Source organism: Corynebacterium sp. ACRPS (genome assembly GCF_022346005.1).
Taxonomy (GTDB): Bacteria; Actinomycetota; Actinomycetes; order Mycobacteriales; family Mycobacteriaceae; genus Corynebacterium.
On sequence record NZ_JAKRMY010000010.1, the window covers coordinates 89,782 to 113,313 of the forward strand.

The following is a 23,532-nucleotide window of genomic DNA, read 5'->3' on the forward strand; positions in this document are numbered from 1 at the left end:
CTATGAGCACAGGTATGACAGCAAAGACTGGCGTTGACACCTTCGGTCGCATTGGCGTCGCCATGGTCACTCCGTTTGATCGTGACGGTGCGCTGGATGTAGAAGCGGGTCGCCGCCTGGCAGCTCATCTCGTAGACAACGGCGTGGATTCACTCATCTTGGGTGGAACGACGGGCGAGTCTCCTACCACGTCCTTGGACGAAAAGTTGGAGCTGCTCAAGGCCGTAAAAGAGGAAGTGGGAGACCGCGTCCGGATCTGTGCGGGCGCCGGAACGAATAACACCGCAACCTCGATTGAGGTTGCCCAAGCTTCCGCCGCCGCAGGAGCCGATAGCTTGCTCGTTGTGACTCCGTATTACTCCAAGCCCTCCCAAAAGGGCGTCTACGAGCATTTTGCCGCAGTTGCTGATTCTACGGATCTGCCGATTTGCGTCTATGACATCCCTGGCCGCTCGGGCATCCCAGTGGCGTCGGATACGCTCCGCCGCCTTACGGAATTGCCGACTATCCAAGCCGTGAAGGACGCTAAGGGCGATCTTTCCGCGGCCGCAGAACTCATCCAAGAAACCGACTTGGCGTGGTACTCCGGTGACGATCCGATTAACCTGCCGTGGCTATCCCTCGGTGCTTCGGGTTTCATCTCCGTCATCGGGCACGCTGCGCCGCGTGCCTTGGTAGAACTCTATGAAGCTTTCGATGCGGGCGATTTGGCCCGCGCGCAAGAAATAAATTACTCAACGCTTCTTCCACTGACCCGCGCTCAGGCGCGGTTGGGCGGAGCGACATTTGCAAAGGAAGCTCTGCGCCTGCAGGGCTTTGAAGTTGGCGATCCCCGCCTTCCTGTTACCGCCGCGAGCGAGGAGGAACGCGAGGTACTTCGCCGTGATTTGGAACAATCTGGAGTCCTTTAAGAATGACTGAACCCCGTAACCGTTCCCGCAAGGTCACCCGCAAGGCGGGTCCACCTTCGGAAACTGAGACCGCCTCCAATGAGGCGGCTTCGCCCGTATTTCAGGCCCCTGCAAATAACGCCGGCACTGCCGGAAATGAAGACCAGGGCAACTCTGGCAAGAATAACTCTGCCGATAACAAGAACGACGGCGATAACAACGGCCGCCGCTCGCGTTCCCGTGGCGGCCGCGGCCGTGGCCGTGGTGGAAACGGCGATAATGGCAATGGCCAGGGAAATAACCACGGCGGCAATGGCCACGGTGGCAATAATAAGAACAACAACGGTGGCAACGGAAAGAACGGCAACGGCAAGGGCCGTGGCCGCAATAACAATAACCGCGGCCGCCGCAACGTGCCGAAGTCCATGCAGGGTGCTGATTTGACCAAGCGCCTGCCGGAACCGCCAAAGCAGGCGAAGGATACGCTGCGCATCTACGCCTTGGGCGGTATCTCCGAAATCGGCCGCAACATGACCGTCTTTGAGTACGGCGATGAGCTGCTCATCATTGACTGCGGCGTGCTCTTCCCATCGTCTGGCGAGCCTGGCGTGGACCTCATCCTGCCGGACTTCGGGCCGATTGAGAAGAAGATCGACAAGGTCAAGGCCCTCGTGGTCACCCACGCCCACGAAGACCACATCGGTGCCATCCCGTGGCTGCTGAAGCTGCGCCCGGATATCCCCATCGTGGCTTCCCGTTTCACCATCGCGCTTATTGCGGCCAAGTGTAAGGAACACCGCCAGAAGCCGAAGTTCGTCGAGGTCAACGAGAAGTCTGACGTGACCTACGGTTGCTTCCGCGTTCGCTTCTGGGCGGTCAACCACTCCGTGCCGGATGCGCTCGGCATCATGCTGGGCACCCCGGCAGGCAATATCATCCACACCGGTGATATCAAGCTTGACCAGACCCCGTTGGATAATCGCCCGACCGACCTTCCGGCGCTGTCTCGTTACGGCGACGAGGGCGTCGACCTCATGCTGTGCGATTCCACCAACGCCACCGTGCCGGGTGTATCCGCCTCCGAGGGCGATATCCCGGCCAACTTCAAGCGCTTGGTGGCTAATGCGAAGCAGCGCGTCATCTTGGCTTCCTTCGCCTCGAACGTCTACCGCGTGCAGGCCGCCATCGACGCTGCCGTGGCCAATGGCCGCAAGGTGGCCTTCAATGGCCGTTCGATGATGCGCAATATGGAAATCGCGGAAAAGATGGGCTTTTTGAAGGTCCCGCGCGGTACCATCATCCCCATCGACGAGGCCGCGAAGATGGCTCCGCACAAGACCATGCTCATTACCACTGGTACGCAGGGTGAGCCGATGGCCGCGCTGTCCCGCATGGCCCGCCGCGAGCACCGCCAGATCACGGTGCGCGATGGCGATACCATCATCTTCTCCTCCTCGCTCATCCCGGGCAACGAAGAGGCCGTATTCGGCGTTATCAATATGCTGTCCCAGATCGGTGCCAACGTCATTACCAACCAGGACGTCAAGGTCCACGCTTCCGGCCACGGCTACTCCGGCGAGCTGCTCTTCCTGTACAACGCGGCGCGCCCGCGCAATGCCATGCCGGTCCACGGCGAGTGGCGCCACCTGCGTGCCAATAAGGAATTGGCGATTTCCACCGGTGTGGCCCGCGACCGGACGGTCTTGGCGCAAAACGGTGTCGTGGTAGATCTGCGCAAGGGCCGCGCGGAGGTTGTCGGCCAGCTGCAGGTTGGCCACCTCTACGTCGATGGAGTGTCCATGGGCGATGTCGATGCCGATACCTTGGCAGACCGCACCAACCTGGGCGCCGGCGGCGTGGTATCCATTACCTGCGTGATTGATAACCGCACCTCCCGCCTGCTCGAGCACCCAACCGTGGCAACCACCGGTTTCTCCGATGATGACCGCGGCGTTGTGCCCGAGGTTGCGGAGATGGTGGAAAACACCATGAACGATCTCGCCGCAGAGGGCGAGAATGACACCTACCGGATGGTGCAAAAGCTGCGCCGCAAGGTCTCCAAGCTCATGGATTCCAAGTACAAGCGCGAGCCGGTTATTTTGCCCACCATCGTGCCGACGAATTCAGGCACGCTGCTTGCCGATGACGCCGATGTCGACGCCAGCCGCGAGTCCCTGTAGGTTCTCCTACAAAAGGATTTAATTCCGGCATAGTTTCTGTGCCCCAGCATTTCGATGACCTCGGTATGCTGGGGCACATGTCGTTTTCATCTTCCGAACGCGCCAAGATGGTCGCGCTTTTGCATCAGCTAGGTCCAGACGCCCCCACGCTGTGTGAAGGCTGGACCACGCGCGACTTAGTTGCCCACCTGTGGGTGCGCGAAAACCGTCCCGATGCCGCAGCGGGCATGTTCCTTTCGGTCCTGCAGCCCCACCTGGAAAAGGAATCCGCCAAGGTTGCCCGCCGCGATTTCGATGAGCTTGTCGATGCCTGGGGGAGGGGACCAGCAAAGTTCAACCCCGCACGTTTTCTCGATGCCCAGCAAAATTTGGGCGAACATTTTATCCACCACGAGGATATCCGTCGCGCCAATGGCCAGACCGAACCCCGCGATTTCTCTGTCGCCGTGCAGAAGAAGCTGCACCGTTTTTTGAAGATCTGGGCCAAATTGAGCCTGCGTAAATCCACCCAGCCGGTGATCCTGCAGCCGGACGGGATGCCGCGCATCGTCGTGGCAGATAAGCACGGGGTAGCCGATCGCGGCGATCGCGTGGTCCGCGTAAGCGGGGAGGTCGGCGAACTCCTGCTGTGGGCGTACGGGCGCGATGTCGTGCAGGTCACCATCAATGGCGACGAGTCAGCCATCAAGATGTCAACCCTGTAGGCTAGATAAAGTCGATTTTGTGGCCCATGCTGCGCCTTTTTGGTCCGGACGCGGGATAATTTCCGGCCAACTAGCACTGCCAAGCGTGTGGCGTATGTGATTTGTGGGGTTTTCCGGTTAAGGTAAATGACATGTCTGCCAAAAATGCCTCCTCTCGCGGATCGCGCCGGAACCAGACGCGAGCATCGAAAAGCGCGCCTGGCCGGAAAGCGAACAGGTCGCGGCCATCTGGTCGCAGCCAGTCCAGCGCCGGTGTGCCAGAGACGCTGGAGATGACCTCGTCTGGGCGCGCGGCAGGAACGACGCAAGAGCGTACGGGGAGTGCATTTAGGGCCGTCGGCAAGGGGCTTGGCTCCGCTTTTGGTGCCACCGCGCGCGGAATGGGCAATGTTGCCCGCGGCCTAGGCAATGGCCTTGCGGGCCTGAAGCCGAGCCAGGATGTAACTGCTGACGGCACGGAGGATTTCGAGAGAGCAAGGGAGCCACAGAAAATTTCTGATAGCGCCGGAAAAAAGAAGAAAAGCAAGGTAACTCGCGCGCGCGATATCGCAGCCGAAGAGGAGGCACAGGCTGCCGAGGAGGAGGCGGCTTCCCCGCAGGGCGGGTTGCGAGTCAATAATCCGGATGCGGTTGCCCTGGTGCTCATCGGCGTATCCATCGTCCTCGCCGCCACCGTGTGGTTTGGCGTTGCCGGCCAGGTGGGCGCCTGGGTAGGCAACCTGGTGCGCTACGTCATCGGCGCCGGCGCGTGGGTACTTCCCATTGCGCTCGTCGCGCTGGCCATTTCGCTCATGATGGAAATGGATGGTCCATCCGGGCGCATTAATCCGCGTATTGCGGGCGGCACGACGATTATCGTGCTGGCGATGCTGAGCCTCATCCACATCTTTGCCGGCAATCCGCCGCTTGGGTTTACCACCGATACCGCGGGCGGGGCCGGCGGTATTGTTGGCTTTGCCATCGGCGGGATTCTCGATGCCGCGTTTACCTCGTATGTTGCAGTACCCTTGCTCTTCCTCGTCATCATTTACGGCGCGCTGCTGGTCACCGGTATCACCATCCGCGAGGCCTATGAGCTCGTGGCGGATTCGCTGCGCTCGGCCTTTTCCCGCTTTGGCGGCAGCGATGCAGATTACGATGATGCGGACGAGGATGACGATCTCTACGGCCACGTGTCTGGCGATATCGACGATATTGCGCACGGCCGCGAGCGTTCCGAGCGCCCCGCCCCGAAGCGCCGCAGCACGTCCACTCCGCGCAAGACTGGCAGCCCCTATCCGGTGCAATCGCTTGCCGATGCCCCCGAGGACGACCACACCGTCGCCTTCAACACCCCGGTCCGCGCGGGCTATGAGCCGGTGGACCGCAACGACGAAGAGTTGAGCTACGGCTCGGACTCCCAAATGGGGGATACCGATGCCTTCCCGGCAGTAGACGACGCTGACTACGCAGAGGCTTCCGAATCCACCCAACAGGCCCTGCCAGAAAGCGAGCCCACCCGCGTCTTGGGTTCTGCCACCGGTGGTTCTTCCACCGGCCGCAAGTCGCGGGCTGGCCGCGGCGCTGGTGCTGGAGCCGCTGGGGCCGCTGGCGCCGGTGCTGCCGCTGCTTCTGGTGTGGCTGGTGCCGCAGGTGCAGCCGGCAAGGCCAAGGGCGCTGGTGCTGGAGCTGCCGCCGGAGCCGCTGCCGCTGGTGCCGCCAAGGCCGGTTCCGATGCTGTCTCTTCGGCGCACGAGGAGGCCCGGCGCCTATTCCGCGAGCGTTCTGGGCGCGATGCGGCCACCGGCGCACAGGTGGAATCCACCGCGGGGGCGGAACAGCCTGCCGCACAGCCCCAAGCCCCCGCGCCTGCGCAATTTGGCAACGACAACTATGCGGTGCCCTCTACCGATCTGCTGACCCCAGGCACGCCTGCGAAGGAACGCACCGAGATCAATGACCGCATCATCGAGGCCATTACCGATGTCTTCGAAGAGTTCAACGTCAATGCTCAAGTGACGGGCTTTAGCCGTGGCCCCACGGTGACACGCTATGAGATTGAGCTTGGACCAGGCGTGAAGGTTTCGAAGATTACGAACCTGCAGTCCAACCTGGCCTATGCCGTGGCTACCGATAACCTGCGTTTGCTCACGCCGATTCCGGGCAAGTCCGCGGTGGGTATTGAGGTGCCTAACCCGGACCGCGAAATGGTCCACCTGCGCGAGGTCTTGGACGCGCCCAGCATGACGTCTTCCCCGGACCCAATGTTGATTGGCCTGGGCAAGGATATCGAGGGCGAATATACGTCCTTTTCCGTGCAGAAGATGCCGCACTTGCTGGTTGCCGGCGCTACCGGTTCCGGTAAGTCCGCGTTCGTGAACTCCATGCTGGTCTCGCTGCTTACCCGCGCCACCCCGGAGCAGGTACGCCTGATCCTCGTCGACCCAAAGATGGTCGAGCTCACGCCGTATGAGGGCATCCCGCACCTGATTACGCCCATCATTACCCAGCCGAAGAAGGCCGCCGCGGCCCTCCAGTGGCTGGTAGAAGAGATGGAGCAGCGGTACATGGATATGAAGGCCGCGCGCGTGCGCAAGATCGAGGACTATAACCGCAAGGTTGTCTCCGGCGAGTACCAGGCACCGGCAGGTTCCGAGCGCGAGGTTCGTCCGTATCCTTATATCGTCTGCGTCGTCGACGAGCTGGCGGACTTGATGATGACCGCCCCGAAGGAGATCGAGGACTCCATCGTCCGCATCACCCAGAAGGCCCGCGCCGCCGGCATCCACTTGGTGCTTGCTACTCAGCGCCCGTCCGTCGATGTGGTTACCGGCCTTATCAAGACCAACGTGCCTTCCCGCTTGGCCTTTGCCACCTCGTCCTTGACCGACTCCCGCGTTATCTTGGACCAAGGCGGTGCGGAAAAGCTCATTGGCATGGGTGATGGTCTATTTATCCCGCAGGGCAAGCGCCCAGTGCGCATGCAAGGTGCCTTCGTTTCCGATGACGAGGTCATGGATGTGGTTGAGGCCGCTAAATCCCAGGCCGCCCCGAACTATACCGAGGGCGTGACCGAGGAAAAGCAGTCCGAGGCGAAGAAGGAGATCGACGATGACATTGGCAAGGACATGGATGATCTCCTCGAGGCCGTCGAGCTGGTGGTCACCGCTCAGCTGGGTTCCACCTCAATGCTGCAGCGTAAGCTGCGCATCGGTTTTGCCAAGGCGGGCCGCCTGATGGACCTGATGGAATCGCGCGGCGTCGTCGGGCCATCGGAAGGCTCCAAGGCGCGCGAGGTGCTGGTCAAGCCGGAAGAGCTCGATACCATCCTGTGGATGATTAAGGGCGCCGACCCTGCCGATGCCCCCAAGGAAATCCAGGACGAGATGAACCAGGAAGAAGACGATGATGGCGGCGATTCCGCAGATTCCGCTCTTTCCGATGCCCCCGACTCCCCCGATTCCGATACGCGGACGGTGCAAGCGACCTATAACCCATCATCCGGGGCCTTCTAAGTAGTGTAAGATGGTTACGGTCTTGGAGGGGAGTACCCCACATTCGGCATAGATCGTCAACACGGTAGCTGTGCGCTCCCGGTCGTGTCGGCCCAGCGAGGAATATCCGCTGGGCGGGGGAGACCTCCGGTCACTTTCTTAAAGTAAATTCGACCGGAGGGATCTCGCGATGAACGTTCCATTGTGGGTGTGGCTGGTCACCGGTGCGGTGATTCTAGCCTTTTTTATATTCGACTTTTATTCTCACGTGCGCAGTCCACATGAGCCCACCCTGAAAGAGTCGGGCCTGTGGACCTTGTTCTACATTGCCGTCGCCTTAGTTTTTGGCGGCGTTGTCTGGGCCGTATGGGGCCATGAGCACGGCATCCAATTCTTTACCGGTTATGTCACAGAGCAGGCGCTTTCCGTGGATAACCTCTTCGTATTTGCGCTTATCATGGGATCCTTTAAAATCCCGCGCAAGTACCAGCAAAAGGTGCTGCTCATCGGTATCATCATCGCCCTCGTCTTCCGCCTCGTATTCATTTTGCTGGGTGCGGCGGTCATCGCGGCGTGGTCTGATATCTTCTACCTCTTTGCCATCTTCCTGCTGTATACCGCCATCAAGTTGGTCATCGATGAGATTCGGGATGCGCCGGAGACCAACCCGAACGATATGGCCATCATCAAGCTCGTGCGCAAGGCGGTAGATGTCACCCCGCAGTACCACGGGGATAAGCTCACCCACCGCGTGGACGATGGCTCGAAGAAGGGCAAGTTCGCCTTCACGCCGCTATTCGTCGCGCTGGTATCCATTGGGCTTATCGATGTCATGTTTGCCTTCGATTCCATTCCGGCAATCTACGGCATTACCTCAGAGGCGTTTTTGGTCTTTACCACCAACGCATTCGCGCTGATGGGCCTGCGCCAAATGTACTTTCTTATCGATGGCCTCTTGGACCGCCTCGTCTACCTGCCTTACGGCCTGGGCATCATCCTGGGCTTCATCGGTGTCAAGCTGCTCTTCCACGCGTTGCACGAGAATAACCTGCCGTTTATCAATGGCGGCGACAATATCGAATCCGTGCCGGAAATCTCCACCATCGGCTCGCTGGTGGTCATTGTTGGAGTCTTGGTCATCACGGTTCTTGCATCGGTTATTAAGAACATGCGCGATAAAACCCAAGGCGTAGTGGCCGTATCCCACAACCACTACGACTGGGATGAGGAAGGAAATAAGATCGTACGCAATACGCGCGGCGATTACCTGGGCAGGGCCGAGGATCTGTCCAAGGAAGACCTACCCAACTAGGGGGGAGAGCCTAGAAGCGGGCTTTAACCGGGTTCCACTCGCGGAAGCTGCGGCCCTGGAGGCAGCCTTCTTGATAGAAGGGATCATCGTTCATCAGCTGGATGACATCGGCGACCTCGGTGCCATCATCGTCAAAGCGCACGACGATGAGCGCGCCTCCTTGGGAATCCGTGAACGGTCCCGAGGCCACGATGGTGCCCTCATCAAATAGTTTCCCGGTGAACTCGCGGTGGGCCGGGCGGACCTTCGCTATCTCTGGGTTGGCCGGGTTATATTCATAGTTGACTGCAAAATATTTCATACCGGACAGTATAAATTTTCGGGGGAGTGTGCCGCGAGACCATAACCCAAGCGGGTAGTATGTATAGGGTGAATCAACCCGGAGCACAGTCAGCGCAGTCCTCGGATGTGAATCCGCAGGTCTCTAATTGGAATCTGCCAAATGTCCTTACCTGCCTGCGTATCGTTTTCATTCCGGTCTTTGCATGGCTGGTCATCGGCGGCCACCAGTGGTGGTCTTTTGGCGTCTTCGCCGCCTTAATGCTCACGGATAAGCTCGATGGCGATATTGCTCGCGCCCGCGGGTTGATTACCGATTTTGGCAAGATCGCCGACCCCATTGCTGATAAAGCGCTCATGACCACAGCGCTTGTCTGTCTCAATATCGTCGATCAGCTTTCGGTTTGGGTTACCGTCATTATTCTGATCCGGGAATTCGGCATTACCATCTGGCGCATGGCCTTGCTGCGCCGCGGAAAAGTCGTCCCAGCCTCTAAAGGCGGCAAGTTGAAGACCGTCCTGCAGTCCTTTGCCGTAGGCCTATATTTGTGGCCGCTTCCCTCGTGGATGGATATTCCTACCTCCTTCATCATGTGGATGGCCGTCGTGGTAACGGTCATTACCGGCGTGCAGTATCTCATCGATGGACAAAAGCAAAATAGTTAAACAATGGCTTTCACAAAATCTGACCTCGTTGCCTTATTAACAGAGCGCCACGAGACCGTGGCTTTTTGCGAGTCGCTGACTGCCGGCCTAGCCAGCGCTACCATCGCTTCGGTGCCTGGAGCATCGGCCGTCTTGCGCGGCGGCCTTATTACCTATGCCACAGAGGTAAAGTCCCACTTCTTGGATAAACCAGTCTCTGAGATCGAACGCGTAGGCGTCGTCTCTGGCGAAACCGCAGTCGATATGGCCCGCGCCGCAGTTGCGGAAACGGGGGCGGATTGGGGCTTAGGGCTTACCGGCGTTGCCGGGCCAGATAAACAAGAAGGAAAAGATCCCGGCACGGTATTTTTAGGAATCTATTCCGCGGGCCGCATAGCGCAGTCTTATTGTTTGCGCGACTTGGGCACTGAACGCAACGACATCAGAAAGGCCACGGTAGGAGCAGCAATCGCCCAACTTGGTGCGATCATCAAAAATTTTCCTAGCAGTGGGGAACAAATTTCATCGAAGGAGCGTTAAAACGTACGATGAACATTTCTACAGCAGTCCTAGACCACTCGGCGCAGACTGCCGCGGAACCTGCGGCAGCGGCACCATCGGCGCCACAACCTGCCCGCGCCCCAGAACCACTCCTGCGTGAAGCATTGGGCCTGACCCTGCGTGCATTCCGCGCGGACAAGTCGGTTACCCTGCGCGAATTGGCTAGCGTTGCCCGCGTGTCACCGGGCTACTTGTCGGAGCTCGAGCGGGGCCGCAAGGAAGTTTCTTCTGAGTTACTGGCCTCCGTGTGCCACGCGCTCGACGCATCGGTGTCGGACGTCCTGATCGAGGCTGCCGGTTATATGGCGCTGCCCTCGATGGATGAAGAGCTCGCGCATACCGCGCCGGCTGCTTCTGAGCTTTAACGCGTGCGCGATTCTGAAAAGAATTGCCGCGGTGGATACCTTCGATTAGTAGCGGCAGAGCCCTAGGCGTTGGGTTACTATGAACACGACAACGCGACGCATTACCACATTCCTTAGAAAGGTCTAGAGCATAATGGCGAATCCATTTGTTAAGGGTTGGAAGTACCTGATGGCACTGTTCGATAATAAAATCGAAGAGAATGCCGATCCGAAAATTCAGATTGAGCAGGCCATCGAAGATGCCCAACGTCAGCACCAAGAGCTTTCGCAGCAAGCTGCGGCGGTCATTGGCAATCAGCGCCAGCTGGAGATGCAACTTAACCGTCGCCTAGCCGAGGTCGAAAAGCTGCAGGGCAATACCCGCCAGGCGCTCGAGCTTGCGGATAAGGCGCGCGCCAATGGTGATGAAAACAAGGCCGTGGAGTACGAGAACGCCGCCGAGGCCTTTGCCGCTCAGTTGGTGACCGCAGAGGAGTCTGTGGAGGACACGAAGAAGCTCCACGACCAGGCATTGCAACAGGCTGAGCAGGCTAAGCGCGCTGTAGAACGCAATAATGCAGCCCTGCGCCAGAAGGTTGATGAGCGTTCGAAGCTGCTATCGCAGCTGGAGCAGGCAAAGATGCAGGAAAAGGTTTCCGAGTCTTTGAACTCCATGAACGAGCTTTCTGCAGGCGGCAACACGCCTTCGCTCGATGCCGTGCGCGATAAGATTGAGCGCCGTTACTCCAAGGCTCTGGGCCAAGCGGAGTTGGCGGAAAATTCCGTCGAAAACCGTATGGCCGAGGTGCAGCAGGCGGGCATCCAGATGGCCGGCCACTCCCGCTTGGAGCAGATCCGTAGCGAGATGAACTCCACGAAGTCCGTAGAATCTAACCGCACCCAGGCCATCGAGGGCAATAAGGCCTCTGGCTCTGCTGCGGATCAGGCAGCGCAGCCGACCTCGAATGATGATGCCGTCCAGGCTCGCTTGCGAGAGCTGCGCGGAGAGTAACTTCCTCATCCCGCGCTTGTCGTAGCGCTAATTGAAAAATAGCCTCCGATCTTTCCTTTGCCGCGTTGAGCGGTGGGGAAGTCGGAGGCTTTGTCGCGCTATCAGTGTATGTGCCTAAGTTTTCTTAGTCACCGACGCCGCGGGCCTGAAGGGCTTCGCCAATGGCCCGAGCGCGCCGAATGGAGCGAATGATGACGGGCGTGACAAAGGCCGAGGGGGAGAACCCAGCGCCGCGAGCCTTGCGGGCATCGAGAACCTCGTAGATCGTTTCGAACATGAGGGGGATGAGGCGGATAGTCAGGGACATCGCCAAGCTAATGTTTTCTACCGGGACGCCGAAACGATTCAGCGGCTGGAGGGATTCTTCCAGCGACTCCATGATGGCGTCGACCGTCGAAGTGAGCGTTAGCAAAAAGGCCAGAATCATGGCCGCCAAAATATTGAGGAACATCACCGCGGCGTAGTCAAAATCCTTCGCCCACCATTGGAAACCGGCAAGGGGAATGAGGATGACCAGGGGCGGCCAGAGTTGGCTCCAGGCAATTCGTAGGGGGATGCGGGCGATGACATAGGTTAGCGCTGCGGCGATCACCGCACCGCCTGCCCACGGCAGAGTATTGAAAAAGATGCTGGTAACCAGGATAAATACCAGCAAGATGAGTATCTTCCAGCTGGGCTTCATCCGGTGGATTACCGTCGTGCCCGGAACATATACGGATAGCGGAATATTGGTTCTGCGTCGGGTCATTAGAGGTGGCTTTCTAGAGTGGCCGCCGCGCCATGAGTTCTCTGTAAAAATCGATGACCTCCTGGGGAGCGCCATCGGCGGCAACCTTGTGGTCATCGATACAAATGACACGGTCAAAATCCGTGAGGAATTCCAGATCGTGAGTAACGACGATGAGCTGCTGGTCAAGCTGCGCGAACTCGCGCTTGATGCGGTCGCGATTGCGGAGATCAAGCAGCGTCGTTGGTTCATCGGCGATGATGAGCACTGGGTCGATGACCAGCACTGCGGCTAAGGCGAGCAATTGCTTTTGTCCACCAGAAAGAGTGTGCGGGGAGCGCTCGGCAAATTCTAAGAGCCCGAACCGTTCCAAGGCGGCGTCTACTCGGGCATTGCGCTCATCCTTCGATAGCTTGAAGCGGCGCAGGGAAAAAGCGATGTCATCGCGTACATTGGGCATGACGATCTGATTTTCGGCATCGGAAAAGACAAAACCCACCTTTTCGCGCACTTTCTTGCCCTGCTCGCTGGGATTGATGCCGTCGACGGTGACGGTACCCGCGGTGGGCTCACCCAGGCCATTAATAAGCCGGGTCAGTGTGGACTTTCCGCCGCCATTTTGACCGATGACGCCGATCCGCTGCTCGCTTAAAGTGAGGTTGATGTCATTGAGGACCACCGTCTCATCAAAAGCTACCGTGACCGAGGAAAAGTCGATGGTGGGCACTAGGAGGCCTTCCTACCCATCAGGTCGGGGAATGCGGAGTGAACACCAACGGCAATGATAACGGCCACGACGAGCTTTGCGGTGTCAACGAGGACGAATGGGCCTTGCGCTGCGATGGCCGGGCCGACGTCCAATCCGGAGCGAAGCATCAGGCCGATCGCGCCACAGGTGTATTGCACGAGAAGGCCAACGATGGCTGCGATAGCGAGTACCACGGTCATCCCGCCCTTCCCGCGTGGGGCGCGGTAAGCAATGGCGCCGGCGGCGATAGGGGAGAGTACGTAACCGATGATGTATCCCACGGTAGGGCCGGCAAGCGCGCGGAGCGTGGTGCCACCGCCTGCCAAAACGGGCAATGCCAAACCGATAAAGAGGAATAGCAAGCCAACGTAGCCCCCGCGCTTTCCGCCCAAGATGAGGCCGGACAAAATGAGCGCGGCGTTTTGCAAGACGATGGGCACGCCGGCGGTGCCTACGGGGATAGAAACGAAGGCTAAAACGATAACGAGGGCGGTAAATACCGCTACATAGGCAATGGTGGTTGCCACGGAGTTCTTTTGCATGGACAAAGATTAGCACCTTGGAGAAAAACGCTGTAGACACACCAATTTGAACGTCGTTCAAGGAAGCTAATTCTGGGGTCCTGGTAAAAGTTTTGGAAATATTTCCATGGTGGTGGGTAGGATTGCGCGCATGCGATTGACGGAGTACCACCAACTGGTTGTGGATGAATTTGGCGAATCAAAAGGGGCGTGGATTAGCCATTCGCATGTTTTATCAGAGCTTAATGGAACGCCGGATGAGCTTATCGAACGTGGCGTCGATCCCCGCCGTGTCTGGATAGGGCTGTGCAATGACTTCGATGTTCCCCAAGAGCGCCGTCTCGGCGTAGATTACCCATCCTTATAGGGTCTCAGAAAAGCCGAAAAGGTGTGTCTATTTTCGATATTCGAACAGATGTATGTACTCTAGTTGGGGTGTCGGTGTGGGCGACTACAGTGGGATCGCAATGAGGGCGGAACCATTTAGGGTTCTGCAGCAGTCTAATTAAGTGTTCACGCAGCGTCGTACGAGATAAGGATTTATAACAATGGCAACGAAAAAGAAATCATCCTCAGCCGCAACCAAGGGAGATGACCGCAAGAAGGCGCTAGATGCCGCTATGGCCATGATCGAAAAGGATTATGGCAAGGGCGCCGTTATGCGCTTGGGTGATGATGATCGCCCGCCCATCAAGGCCATTTCTTCCGGCAACACGGCAATCGACGTGGCGCTGGGCATCGGTGGCTTCCCGCGCGGGCGAATTGTGGAAATCTATGGCCCAGAGTCTTCCGGTAAGACGACGGTGGCGTTGCATGCCATTGCCTCGGCGCAAAAAGACGGCGGCATTGCAGCGTTTATCGATGCCGAGCACGCCCTCGACCCCCAATATGCACGCCTGCTAGGCGTCGACACCGATAACCTCCTCGTGTCCCAGCCCGATACCGGTGAGCAGGCTCTGGAAATCGCGGACATGCTGGTGCGCTCCGGCGCCATCGACATTATCGTCGTGGACTCCGTGGCGGCGCTGACCCCTAAGGCGGAAATCGAAGGCGAGATGGGCGATAGCCACGTCGGCCTGCAAGCCCGCCTGATGTCCCAGGCCTTGCGCAAGATGACCGGTGCGCTATATAACTCCGGCACCACCGCAATCTTCATCAACCAGCTGCGCGAGAAGATTGGTGTGATGTTCGGCTCCCCGGAGACCACCACCGGTGGTAAAGCGCTGAAGTTCTACTCCTCCGTGCGCTGCGATATCCGCCGTATCCAGACGCTGAAGGATGGCCAAGACGCCATCGGTAACCGCACGAAGCTCAAGGTGGTAAAGAATAAGGTTTCCCCGCCGTTCAAGATCGCCGAGTTCGACATCATGTACGGCGAGGGCATTTCTCGCGAGTCCTCCATCATCGATCTCGGCGTAGAAAACGGTTTCATCCGCAAGTCCGGTTCTTGGTTTACCTACGAAGGCGATCAGCTGGGCCAAGGTAAGGAAAAGGCGCGTTCCTTCTTGAAGGACAACCCCGACCTTGCCAATGAGATCGAAAAGAAGATCTTCCAGAAGCTCGGCATTGGGGAAGAGGCGGCAAATGGTGAAGAAGCTACCGCCATGGATGTCCCCGGCTCCGATGACCCATTGACGGATGAATCCGTAGATTTGGTCCCAAACGTCGACTTCGATGACGACTAAGCCTGTCCACCAACACTCCCACCGCTTAACACCCGCGCTATGAATCAACCCGCCCCTGACAAGCTAGAGCAACTCCGCCAGGCCCTTGAAGCCTATGAAAAAGGAGAAGCCGGGGGCGGGCTTTTTGATCGGGAGGCCGAAGAGGCAAAATCAAAGGTGCGGTCCCGCGCATTGGGCCTGCTCGACCAGCGTTCGCGGTCCCGTCAGGAATTGTACGACCGCTTAGTACAGGCCGAATTCGACCCTGAGGTGGTTGACGAGGTCCTCGATGACTTGGCCCATGCCGGCTTAATTGACGATGCCGCCTTTGCCGCCGAATGGGTGCGGCAGCGGCATAAGCGGAGGGGGAAATCGCGCAGCGTCCTCGACCGCGAGCTCTGGGAGAAGGGCGTAAGTCAAGAAGACCGAGACGAAGCCCTCACCCAAATTGACGCGGCCGATGAAGAAGCGATGGCCCGAGCCTTGGCGGAAAAGAAGGCGCACAGCGTGAAATCCGTTCCTGCAGATAGGAAGGAACGGGAAAAGGCGCTACGCAGGATCGTGGGAGTATTGGCGCGCCGCGGGTTCAACGAGGGGATGTCTTTAAACATCGCCATTAGCGCCCTTGATGAACGGTGCGAGGAGCTGTCTTCTCCTTAAATCCGGCGGATGGGGCTTAGTGCCTTGTTGGCTCCAACCTAGTGACTCGCACACGCGCCCCACCCATCGCGGGCCCGTGCCCCAACGCGCCTCACGGCGTGCCCGATCCCACCCACGTGCCTGCACGGGTGCCGAGTTGCGACGGTTATGAGTTGTTCTGGGTGATGGCTAAACTATGCCGACGTGGAGCAGACAATTCCTGAAACCCGTACCTATGAAGTCCGAACCTTCGGCTGCCAGATGAATGTGCACGATTCCGAGCGCATTTCCGGTTTGCTGGAGGAAGCTGGCTACGCGGCCGCAGACGAGGCCACGGAGCCGGATCTCATCGTCTTTAACACGTGCGCTGTCCGCGAAAATGCCGACAAGCGCCTCTACGGCACGCTGGGCGCATTGAAGAAGACGAAGGAGAACCATCCTGGCATGCAAATCGCCGTGGGCGGTTGCCTTGCACAAAAGGATAAGGACACCGTCCTCGACAATGTGCCGTGGGTGGATGCGGTCTTCGGAACCCACAATATGGCAGCGTTGCCCACCCTTCTCGAGCGCGCCCGCCATAACGAGGAAGCCCAGGTCGAGATCGTCGATTCGCTAGAGGCGTTCCCCTCCATATTGCCTGCTAAGCGCGAATCCGCCTACGCGGGTTGGGTATCGGTGTCCGTGGGCTGCAATAACACCTGCACTTTCTGCATCGTTCCCTCCCTGCGCGGTAAGGAAGAGGACCGCCGGCCAGGCGATATTCTGGCCGAGGTACAGGCGCTGGTGGATCAGGGCGTCTCTGAGGTCACCCTCTTGGGCCAAAACGTCAACGCCTATGGCGTGAATTTCGCCGATCCAGAAATGCCGCGCGATCGCTTTGCTTTCTCGAAGCTGCTGCGCGAAGTGGGCAAGATCGACGGCCTCGAACGCCTGCGGTTTACCTCCCCGCACCCGGCGGAATTCACCTCGGATGTCATCGACGCCATGGCGGAAACCCCGGCGGTGTGCCCACAGTTGCACATGCCGCTGCAATCTGGCTCGGATAAGGTTTTGAAGGACATGCGTCGTTCCTACCGCACGAAGAAGTTCCTGCGCATCCTCGATGAGGTGCGGGAGAAGATTCCGAACGCGGCGATTACCACGGATATCATCGTTGGTTTCCCGGGCGAGACCGAAGAGGATTTCCAGGCCACCATGGACTTGGTCCGCCGCGCCCGCTTCGCCTCGGCATTTACCTTCCAGTATTCCCCGCGCCCTGGCACCCCTGCGGCGGAGATGGACAACCAAGTCCCCAAGGAAGTCGTCCAGGATCGCTTCGAGCGGCTCGTTGCGCTGCAAGATAGCATCCAGGCAGAAGAGAACCAGAAGCTCGTGGGCACTGAGGTGGAGCTCTTGGTCCAAGCTGAGGGCGGACGCAAGAACGATGAGACCCACCGCATGTCGGGTCGAGCTCGGGATGGGCGCCTCGTGCACTTTAGCCCTATTGATGACAACGGCGCGGATATCTCCGCCGAGATTCGCCCCGGCGACGTCGTGCGCACCAAAGTCACGGGCGCAGGCTCGTTCTTCTTGCTTGCCGATGCCGCAGTAAGCGTCCACACCCGCACCAAGGCCGGCGACATGTCGGCAGCGGGCCAAACCCCCACTACCGCTCCGATTGGGGTGGGCTTGGGGCTGCCGGGCATCGGCAAGCCTGCTGGCGCTGCCGCAGCGGATTCTTGCGGCTGCTAACCGGGGAGTAGGCTAGGGTGCCATGAGAGAGCGAAATACCACCACCGCCGCCCAGGAAGCGGCACAGGCGGAGCGCCGAGCAGCACAAACCATGGATCTGCGTGGGCAAAAGGTGACGCTGTGGATCGCTGTGGCGGCCTATATTGTCTACCTCATCGTTCCTTATGCCGGCTCCGCCCACGGGTGGCAGGCCTTAAGTTTTGGCACCACCGAGGACGGGGTGAAGATCTCGCTGATGGAGACCATCTCCGCGTGGCTCGCGCTACTTGGCGTGGGCGTGCTGACGACGGCAACCCTGCTGACCCGCCGCGCCACCTTCGGGCTGATTGCGTGGATGATGGTGACGGTTTCTTTCTTCGTTAACCTGTGGGGCTTTTGGTACCGCGGCTCTACTGCGGACGGCCCGGCCATTGGCATGTGGGTGGGCATGCTGGCAACCTTCCTGGCCTTCTTGGGCTTTAGCCTCGTCGCCCTGCGGCGTAGCCCAGAGCAGCGCGCGGCAGAAGAAAAGGTTCGTGCCTCGGCAGGCCAGCTGGATGAGGTAGGCAAATTCCAATCCAATATTGCGTCCCCGCAGCCGCAGGAGATGCTTGTCGATGACCGCCGGAAAAAGGCCGCCGAGCGCCACCGCCACCAGCACGAGGGCTAAAGGTGGAGCTCCCAGGCAGAAGACTGGGAGATTTCCCGCGCCCCGAGCCGCGCATACAGCGCGTTCATGGCGGCGTCGCCGGCTGCGACGGAACAATAGCAGCGGCGCACCTGTGGCCACGCTTGGTTGACCTCGTGCAGGGCGGTGAGTTTTGCCAATTGCGCCAGTCCTTGCCGGCGGTGGTCGCGGTCGGTGCCGGTGAGGGTCCATTCGCAGACCTCCGGATCTGCGGCCTCGTGCCGTGCTAGCTCCGTGAGCGCTACGATGCCCCCAGCATCATCGATGAGCGCCACGAGCAGCGTATGTCCGCGCCGCGAGCGCAGGCGTTGATGCGCTTCTTCCAACCGCTGCCGGGACCAGACGATGGGCTCGGTGGATAAGGTGCCGGTATCGGCATCCGCGGAGGCAACCGTTAAAAGGCGCATGACATCGTCGATATGTTCTTCCGGAATGGCATAGTCCTGCCATATCGCGGCCGAAAGCCCGGGCGGAAAGAGGGCGGCAGCCGGGTGCTCTGGAATATCGATGGCTAGTTGCCGCTCGCTATGGCGCTGCGTAAAGCCCAGGGATTGGTAGACCGCCGCCATTGCGTCATATTCCGGCGCCGTCTCCGGCGGGTGCAGCAGGCCCACGTGCGCGACGCTGCGGCCGAGCTGCTGGGTGATTTTTAAGGCGGTATCTCCCATCCAGGTAGCCACCTTGTGCCCCTCGGCATCAAGGGGTTCACCGGGCAGCGGTAGATCGCACAGGACGCACTCGATTTCCGCGGCATTGCGCTCTTCTAAAAGCGGCAGGCTGATGTGGATAAATCCCACGTAGTCCAGCTCGGGGCTCGGTGCGGTGGCGGGGATCTGGGGCAGACCGAGCTCGGAGACGGGCCCGAGCGTCGCCGGCCCATCGACCACCGCGAAAAGGTAGGTCTGCGATTCGCCCGAACCCTGCAGGCGGTGCACCACGCGGCTAGGCGAAGTCGAGGCCGCCGCATCGCCGCTTGCTTCCTGCGCCGCCAGGTTTGCCCAGAAAACAAAGGAACGGATGCAATCCGCCGGTTCAGCCTCGGCTACCTGGGTTGGGCGCGCAATCTGAACGAGGTGCACTATTTATCGTTGACGGCATTGGCAGCGGCATCGGCAAATTCCTGCCATTGCTCCGCCTGCGCGCGCAGCTCCGCGGCCTTCTTCTCCTTGCCTTTAGCCTCTGCGGCCGCGGACTGGGCCTTGAAGTCTTCCACCTTCGCCTGGAATTGGGCCACGCGAGCCTGCGCTTCAGGGTCGGTGCGCCGCCATTCGGATTCTTCTGCTTGGGTGACGCGCTTTTCTAGCTGCTCAATTTTGGATTCGTACTCGCGCACCTGGTTGCGGGGCACGAAGCCGATTTCCTCCCACTTTTCCTGCAGCTCACGCAGCTTAGCCTTGGCCTTGTCCATGCTTTGCGATGGGTCGATTTGGCTGTCGTATTCCGCAAGCAGCGCATCCTTCGCCTTGGCGTTTTCGGCGAACTCGCGGTCCCGCTCGTCGTTGACCGCATTGCGGGCATCAAAAAAGCGGTCCTGCGCTGCGCGGAACTTCGCCCACAGCTGGTCATCGACCTCGCGCGGGGCGCGGCCGGCCGCCTTCCACTCCGCCATTAGATCGCGGTAGGCGCGGGCGGTGGGGCCCCAATCGGTGGAGTCCTGGATGGCCTCGGCGCGCTCGACGAGTTCTTCCTTCTTCTTTCGCGCCGCCGCGCGGGCACGATCGAGATCCGCAAAGTGCGAACCGCGGCGCCTATTAAAGGAATCGCGGGCGCGAGAGTAGCGCTTCCACAGGCCGTCATCGGTCTTCTTATCGATACCCTTAATCTGCTTCCACTCTTCCAAAATGGCGCGGATGCGGTCGCCGGCGGCCTTCCATTCCGTAGAGTTTTCGGCAATCTCTTCGGCCTCGGCGGCGAGCTTTTCCTTCGCCGCAATCGCGTCCTGACGGCGCTTTTCCCGCTCCGCCTGCGCCTGCTCACCGGCCACAACGGAGTGATCAATAACCGCAGCGAGGCGGCGATCCAGCGCCGCGATATCGCCAATGACCGCAGCGGTAGGCAGGGTCTCGCGGAGTTCGGCGGCGGTTTGCTTGATTCCTGCGGCCTCGCCTGGGTTGGCGCGCAGGCGAGCCTCTAGGAGCTCGATCTCGGTGGCTAGGTCATCATACCGGGCGCCGAATTGCTCGAGGCCCTCCTGCGCAGAGCCTGCCTGCCATTCTCCAATCTTGCGCTCGCCCTCGGGGGCGGAAACGAAGACGGACCCATCGGCATCGACGCGCCCCCACTTGGCCGGATCGTTCTTGCTCGGTGATTGCACGGGCACGGGCTTGGCTGTGGGGCGGGGGCCCTTCTTGGGCATGGAACCTGGGGTAGGGGTGGGAGACATGGAAAGCCCTCCTAGACATATATCGCCGCGCGTCACGGCTGCCGGATGAAATCACTGGTTACATTACCGCGAAAAATCGCCGTGTGCCTAGAATCTATTTAATTACCTCCTCTTGGGTAGATAGTATGGAGGAATAATGTTCAATCTCATGGTTATGGCCGCCTCGCCGGCGCTGGCAGTCGAGCTAGCCCCCAACGATGCCGCCTCGCGGGCGCTGCTGGCAGCGGCGCGCACGCTGGCGGTCGAAGCCGCAGCCGCCGGCATTGGCGAAGCAGAAATTATCGGATCCCGCTCCTCGCGGTGGCATACCCGCCACGCGGGAAGCCTACGCGCCTGGGGAGCCGACCAGGTGCACGTGGGCGCCGGAAACTACCTGCCAGAAATCATGGCCCGCTACGTCCTTTCCACGGTCCCACAGATAACGGTGCGCGATAGCCGCGACCGCCTGGGCACGCCAGACCCAAAGGTCCTTAGCATCGTGGTCGCAGACGGCAGCGCGGGGCTTACCGAGAGAGCACCGCTGGCCCTTATCCCCGGCGCGCAGGAGGCGCACCGGTGGTGCGAGGAGGTGTTGATGGGGGCATCGGCAAGCAGCGAGGCCGAATGGCTGAAGCAACGCGGCGTGGAAGAGCCAGCGCTCTGGCTCGAGCTTGCCGCCTGCACGCCCAAGCGCGCGCAGGTCCGGGCGACGGACGCCACCCTCGGGGTAGGCCGCTACGTGGCAGGTTGGGAGGTAACATGCGCCCCATCGCAGTAGTTGGCCCCACCGCGTCCGGCAAATCCGCGCTCGGGCTGGCCCTTGCCCATGAACTGGGTGGGGAAGTGGTCAATGTCGATTCCATGCAGTTATACCGCGGCATGGATATCGGGACCGCGAAGCTTTCCCCCGCAGAGCGCGAAGGCATCCCGCATCACCAACTCGATGTCTGGGACGTGACGGAGACTGCTTCCGTGGCGCGCTATCAGCAGGCGGCCTTGCGCGATATCGAGGACATCATGTCCCGCGACAAGACGCCCATCCTCGTCGGCGGATCCATGCTCTATGCCCAGGCGTTGGTGGATGACTGGCAATTCCCGCCCACCGATCCGCAGGTGCGGGCCAAATACGAGGCCCGCCGCGCCGATATCGGAACGGATGCACTCCACGCCGAGCTCGCACGCGTCGATCCGGCCGCCGCCGCCATCATCGAGGACAAAGACCCCCGCCGCACCGTCCGGGCGCTCGAGGTCATCGAGCTGACCGGCAAGTCCTTTAAGGCCAGCCAGCCGCCGAAGAACGGCCCGCCCCGGTGGGGGACGAAGCTGCTGGGGCTGCGGACTGATAGCGAGTGGTTGAACCCGCGCATCGAAAAGCGCACGCACCTCATGTTTGAGCAAGGCCTCGTCGAGGAAGTCGAGCGCCTGCAGGATAAGGGGCTTGTGGCCGATTCCACCGCGGGTCGCGCCATTGGCTATGCGCAGGTTCTACAAGCCCAGCGCGGCGAGCTGACCTGGGAGAATGTCGTGGAGCGCACGATTACTGGCACCCGCCGGTACGTGCGCCGCCAGCGTTCCTGGTTTAACCGCGATAAGCGCATTACCTGGCTCGATGCCGAGGGCGATACTATGGCCCAGGCTTTGTATGCGCTTCGGCGCTAGGGTAGAAGGCATGAAATTTGCCAAAGGCCATGGAACCGAAAATGACTTCGTCATCGTAGAAGACTTCGACGCCGAGGCGCCGCTCTCACCGGAGCGCGTAGCGGCGCTGTGTGACCGCCGGGCGGGAATCGGCGGCGATGGCCTGTTGCGCGTAGTGCGCGCCGGCGCCCTCGTGGACGCAGGAGAGCTGGCGGCACTTCCGGACGGGGTGGATTCCGCCGACTGGTTTATGGATTACCGCAACGCCGATGGGTCCGTGGCGGAAATGTGCGGCAATGGCACCCGCGTCTTTGCCCACTGGCTGCGTTCGCACGACTTGGTGGGCGAGGACGCATTCACCATCGGTACCCGGGCGGGCGCCAAGCAGGTGACGGTGCATTCCTGTGACGCTACCGACGCGAGCGTCACCGTGGAGATGGGCCCCGCGCGCGTGACCGGGGTATCTACCGCGTCCGTGGGCGGTGAGTCCTACGCCGGCCTCGGGGTGGATATGGGCAACCCGCACCTCGCGGCCGTCATTCCGGGCTTGGAGCCAGCAGCTTTGGCCGCCAAGGACCTAACGGCGCCGGTCTACGATGAGTCCTTCTTCCCGGGCGGGGTGAATTTTGAGCTGGTCACCCCGCTGCGCGAGGGGCACGTGCATATGCGCGTCTTTGAGCGCGGGGTTGGGGAGACGCAGTCGTGCGGTACGGGCACGGTCGCGGCAGCTACCGCCGCGCTTGCCGATGCCGCCCAAGCCCTCGGCACCGTCCACGTCCACGTTCCTGGCGGCGAGGTCACCGTTGAGGTCTATGAGAACGGCACGCGCTTGACGGGACCGTCCGCCATCGTCGCGACGGGCGAAACGAGCCTGTAAAAGCCTTAGTCTTCGTCGTCGAACTGCCGGGTGCGGTAATCCGGGCCGAGCCGGAAGGCCGCGCGGCGGGCCGCCAACCACGATTCTTTCAGCTCGCGGGTGCGCTCATCGGTGACGCGGAGGAGGGCTTCCAAGTCCTGTGTGCGCATGCCGTGGGAGTGGATGCGGATATTGAGCCGGCGGAGAAAGCGGCGTGCCCCAGCCAATTCGTAGTGGAACGCATCGATGGCGGGGTGGGAACAGTCGAGGTCCAGCAGTGCAGGCCGGTACAGCGTGCGATCCGCCAGCGGCTCGGCCTCTGTGGACGTTTCGAATTCCTCGAATTCGGCGATGACGTCCTGGATATCGTCCGCCGAAAGCGAAATGGAGCTGCGCAGGGCCTTTCTTTCCGCGGTATCGGGGCGCGTGCGCAGCATGAACCAGCCCGCGCCCACCAGCATGGCGGCGATGATGAGGCCGGGCAGTTTTAGCGTTACAACGATCGCGATCGCGCAAAGGACCAAGAGGACAAAGACAAGTGTCCTCCGGTTTTGCGGATCGCTAAGGAAAGGCATGGCC

24 protein-coding genes are annotated in these 23,532 nt (G+C 60.4%); 17 read left to right on the top strand and 7 right to left on the bottom strand.

The features are described from left to right. The first annotated feature begins 2 nt into the window (after window positions 1–2). From dapA to MHX65_RS07445, 5 genes are all read left to right on the top strand, one after another. The gene (gene dapA, locus MHX65_RS07425; RefSeq protein WP_239269516.1) at window positions 3–911 is read left to right on the top strand and encodes a 4-hydroxy-tetrahydrodipicolinate synthase; all 909 of its coding nucleotides are present in this window, start codon (window positions 3–5) and stop codon (window positions 909–911) included. 2 nt (window positions 912–913) lie between these two features. Next, window positions 914–3,070 (top strand): ribonuclease J, encoded by a 2,157-nt coding sequence (locus MHX65_RS07430; protein WP_239269517.1) that lies wholly within the window; start codon window positions 914–916, stop codon window positions 3,068–3,070. Between the two features lie 65 nt (window positions 3,071–3,135). Continuing rightward, window positions 3,136–3,774 carry a TIGR03085 family metal-binding protein gene (locus MHX65_RS07435; protein ID WP_239269545.1) on the top strand — a complete coding sequence of 213 codons (639 nt, stop codon included), beginning with the start codon at window positions 3,136–3,138 and terminating at the stop codon, window positions 3,772–3,774. A 272-nt stretch (window positions 3,775–4,046) separates the two neighbouring features. Further along, window positions 4,047–7,268 (top strand): FtsK/SpoIIIE family DNA translocase, encoded by a 3,222-nt coding sequence (locus tag MHX65_RS07440; RefSeq protein ID WP_239269546.1) that lies wholly within the window; start codon window positions 4,047–4,049, stop codon window positions 7,266–7,268. A 169-nt stretch (window positions 7,269–7,437) separates the two neighbouring features. Further along, window positions 7,438–8,559, top strand: a complete 1,122-nt coding sequence (locus tag MHX65_RS07445; RefSeq protein ID WP_023017338.1) for a TerC family protein — start codon at window positions 7,438–7,440, stop codon at window positions 8,557–8,559. A gap of 10 nt (window positions 8,560–8,569) precedes the next feature. Here MHX65_RS07445 and MHX65_RS07450 read toward each other — a convergent pair whose 3' ends face one another. Continuing rightward, entirely contained in the window at window positions 8,570–8,860 is a 291-nt protein-coding gene (locus MHX65_RS07450) for a YciI family protein (protein ID WP_239269518.1), read from the bottom strand. Between the two features lie 59 nt (window positions 8,861–8,919). Here MHX65_RS07450 and pgsA point away from each other — a divergent pair, with 59 nt between their 5' ends. The 4 genes from pgsA (at window position 8,920) to MHX65_RS07470 (ending at window position 11,400) form a co-directional block, all read left to right on the top strand. Next, window positions 8,920–9,504, top strand: coding sequence for a CDP-diacylglycerol--glycerol-3-phosphate 3-phosphatidyltransferase (pgsA, locus tag MHX65_RS07455; protein ID WP_239269519.1), 585 nt, complete (start codon window positions 8,920–8,922; stop codon window positions 9,502–9,504). Window positions 9,505–9,507: 3 nt separating this feature from the next. After that, window positions 9,508–10,023 (top strand): CinA family protein, encoded by a 516-nt coding sequence (locus MHX65_RS07460; protein ID WP_239269520.1) that lies wholly within the window; start codon window positions 9,508–9,510, stop codon window positions 10,021–10,023. An 8-nt stretch (window positions 10,024–10,031) separates the two neighbouring features. Beyond that, window positions 10,032–10,409: a helix-turn-helix domain-containing protein gene (locus MHX65_RS07465; protein ID WP_005278839.1), complete on the top strand. Its 378-nt coding sequence runs from the start codon at window positions 10,032–10,034 to the stop codon at window positions 10,407–10,409. Window positions 10,410–10,542: 133 nt separating this feature from the next. Beyond that, window positions 10,543–11,400, top strand: coding sequence for a PspA/IM30 family protein (locus MHX65_RS07470; protein WP_126319241.1), 858 nt, complete (start codon window positions 10,543–10,545; stop codon window positions 11,398–11,400). 124 nt (window positions 11,401–11,524) lie between these two features. Here the strand turns inward: MHX65_RS07470 and MHX65_RS07475 are convergent, their stop codons facing one another. The 3 genes from MHX65_RS07475 to MHX65_RS07485 are packed head-to-tail and all read right to left on the bottom strand — an operon-like array spanning window position 11,525 to window position 13,417. After that, entirely contained in the window at window positions 11,525–12,148 is a 624-nt protein-coding gene (locus MHX65_RS07475; RefSeq protein WP_255716860.1) for an energy-coupling factor transporter transmembrane component T family protein, read from the bottom strand. 13 nt (window positions 12,149–12,161) lie between these two features. Next, window positions 12,162–12,854: an energy-coupling factor ABC transporter ATP-binding protein gene (locus MHX65_RS07480; protein ID WP_239269521.1), complete on the bottom strand. Its 693-nt coding sequence runs from the start codon at window positions 12,852–12,854 to the stop codon at window positions 12,162–12,164. Beyond that, window positions 12,854–13,417 carry a biotin transporter BioY gene (locus MHX65_RS07485; RefSeq protein WP_239269522.1) on the bottom strand — a complete coding sequence of 188 codons (564 nt, stop codon included), beginning with the start codon at window positions 13,415–13,417 and terminating at the stop codon, window positions 12,854–12,856. Before MHX65_RS07485 ends, MHX65_RS07480 begins: the two co-directional genes overlap by 1 nt. Before the next feature lie 130 nt (window positions 13,418–13,547). Between MHX65_RS07485 and MHX65_RS07490 the strand changes: the two genes are divergently transcribed. From MHX65_RS07490 to MHX65_RS07510, 5 genes are all read left to right on the top strand, one after another. Then, window positions 13,548–13,763 carry a DUF3046 domain-containing protein gene (locus MHX65_RS07490; RefSeq protein ID WP_023017347.1) on the top strand — a complete coding sequence of 72 codons (216 nt, stop codon included), beginning with the start codon at window positions 13,548–13,550 and terminating at the stop codon, window positions 13,761–13,763. 181 nt (window positions 13,764–13,944) lie between these two features. Beyond that, window positions 13,945–15,081, top strand: a complete 1,137-nt coding sequence (gene recA / locus MHX65_RS07495) for a recombinase RecA (RefSeq protein WP_023030598.1) — start codon at window positions 13,945–13,947, stop codon at window positions 15,079–15,081. A 39-nt stretch (window positions 15,082–15,120) separates the two neighbouring features. Further along, window positions 15,121–15,720 carry a recombination regulator RecX gene (gene recX / locus MHX65_RS07500; RefSeq protein WP_239269523.1) on the top strand — a complete coding sequence of 200 codons (600 nt, stop codon included), beginning with the start codon at window positions 15,121–15,123 and terminating at the stop codon, window positions 15,718–15,720. Between the two features lie 183 nt (window positions 15,721–15,903). After that, window positions 15,904–17,430, top strand: coding sequence for a tRNA (N6-isopentenyl adenosine(37)-C2)-methylthiotransferase MiaB (gene miaB / locus MHX65_RS07505; RefSeq protein ID WP_284771451.1), 1,527 nt, complete (start codon window positions 15,904–15,906; stop codon window positions 17,428–17,430). A gap of 22 nt (window positions 17,431–17,452) precedes the next feature. Next, complete coding sequence (locus MHX65_RS07510) at window positions 17,453–18,079, top strand: Rv2732c family membrane protein (RefSeq protein WP_239269524.1); 627 nt, start codon at window positions 17,453–17,455, stop codon at window positions 18,077–18,079. Here the strand turns inward: MHX65_RS07510 and MHX65_RS07515 are convergent. Then, complete coding sequence (locus MHX65_RS07515; protein ID WP_239269525.1) at window positions 18,076–19,176, bottom strand: GNAT family N-acetyltransferase; 1,101 nt, start codon at window positions 19,174–19,176, stop codon at window positions 18,076–18,078. The two genes, MHX65_RS07510 and MHX65_RS07515, sit on opposite strands and share 4 nt — an antisense overlap. Beyond that, entirely contained in the window at window positions 19,176–20,480 is a 1,305-nt protein-coding gene (locus MHX65_RS07520) for a DUF349 domain-containing protein (RefSeq protein WP_239269526.1), read from the bottom strand. Before MHX65_RS07520 ends, MHX65_RS07515 begins: the two co-directional genes overlap by 1 nt. A 136-nt stretch (window positions 20,481–20,616) precedes the next feature. On the opposite strand from MHX65_RS07520, the gene MHX65_RS07525 reads away from it, so the two are divergent. Genes MHX65_RS07525 through dapF form a run of 3 tightly spaced genes read left to right on the top strand, consistent with a single transcriptional unit; the run spans window position 20,617 to window position 22,974 of the window. Further along, window positions 20,617–21,237, top strand: a complete 621-nt coding sequence (locus tag MHX65_RS07525) for a hypothetical protein (protein ID WP_239269527.1) — start codon at window positions 20,617–20,619, stop codon at window positions 21,235–21,237. Continuing rightward, window positions 21,219–22,118: a tRNA (adenosine(37)-N6)-dimethylallyltransferase MiaA gene (gene miaA / locus MHX65_RS07530; protein ID WP_239269528.1), complete on the top strand. Its 900-nt coding sequence runs from the start codon at window positions 21,219–21,221 to the stop codon at window positions 22,116–22,118. Before MHX65_RS07525 ends, miaA begins: the two co-directional genes overlap by 19 nt. A 10-nt stretch (window positions 22,119–22,128) precedes the next feature. Next, entirely contained in the window at window positions 22,129–22,974 is an 846-nt protein-coding gene (dapF, locus tag MHX65_RS07535; RefSeq protein ID WP_239269529.1) for a diaminopimelate epimerase, read from the top strand. A gap of 5 nt (window positions 22,975–22,979) precedes the next feature. Here the strand turns inward: dapF and MHX65_RS07540 are convergent, their stop codons facing one another. Then, a complete protein-coding gene (locus MHX65_RS07540; RefSeq protein ID WP_239269530.1) occupies window positions 22,980–23,528 on the bottom strand; it encodes a hypothetical protein in 549 nt (182 codons plus the stop codon). Between the last annotated feature and the right edge of the window lie 4 nt (window positions 23,529–23,532).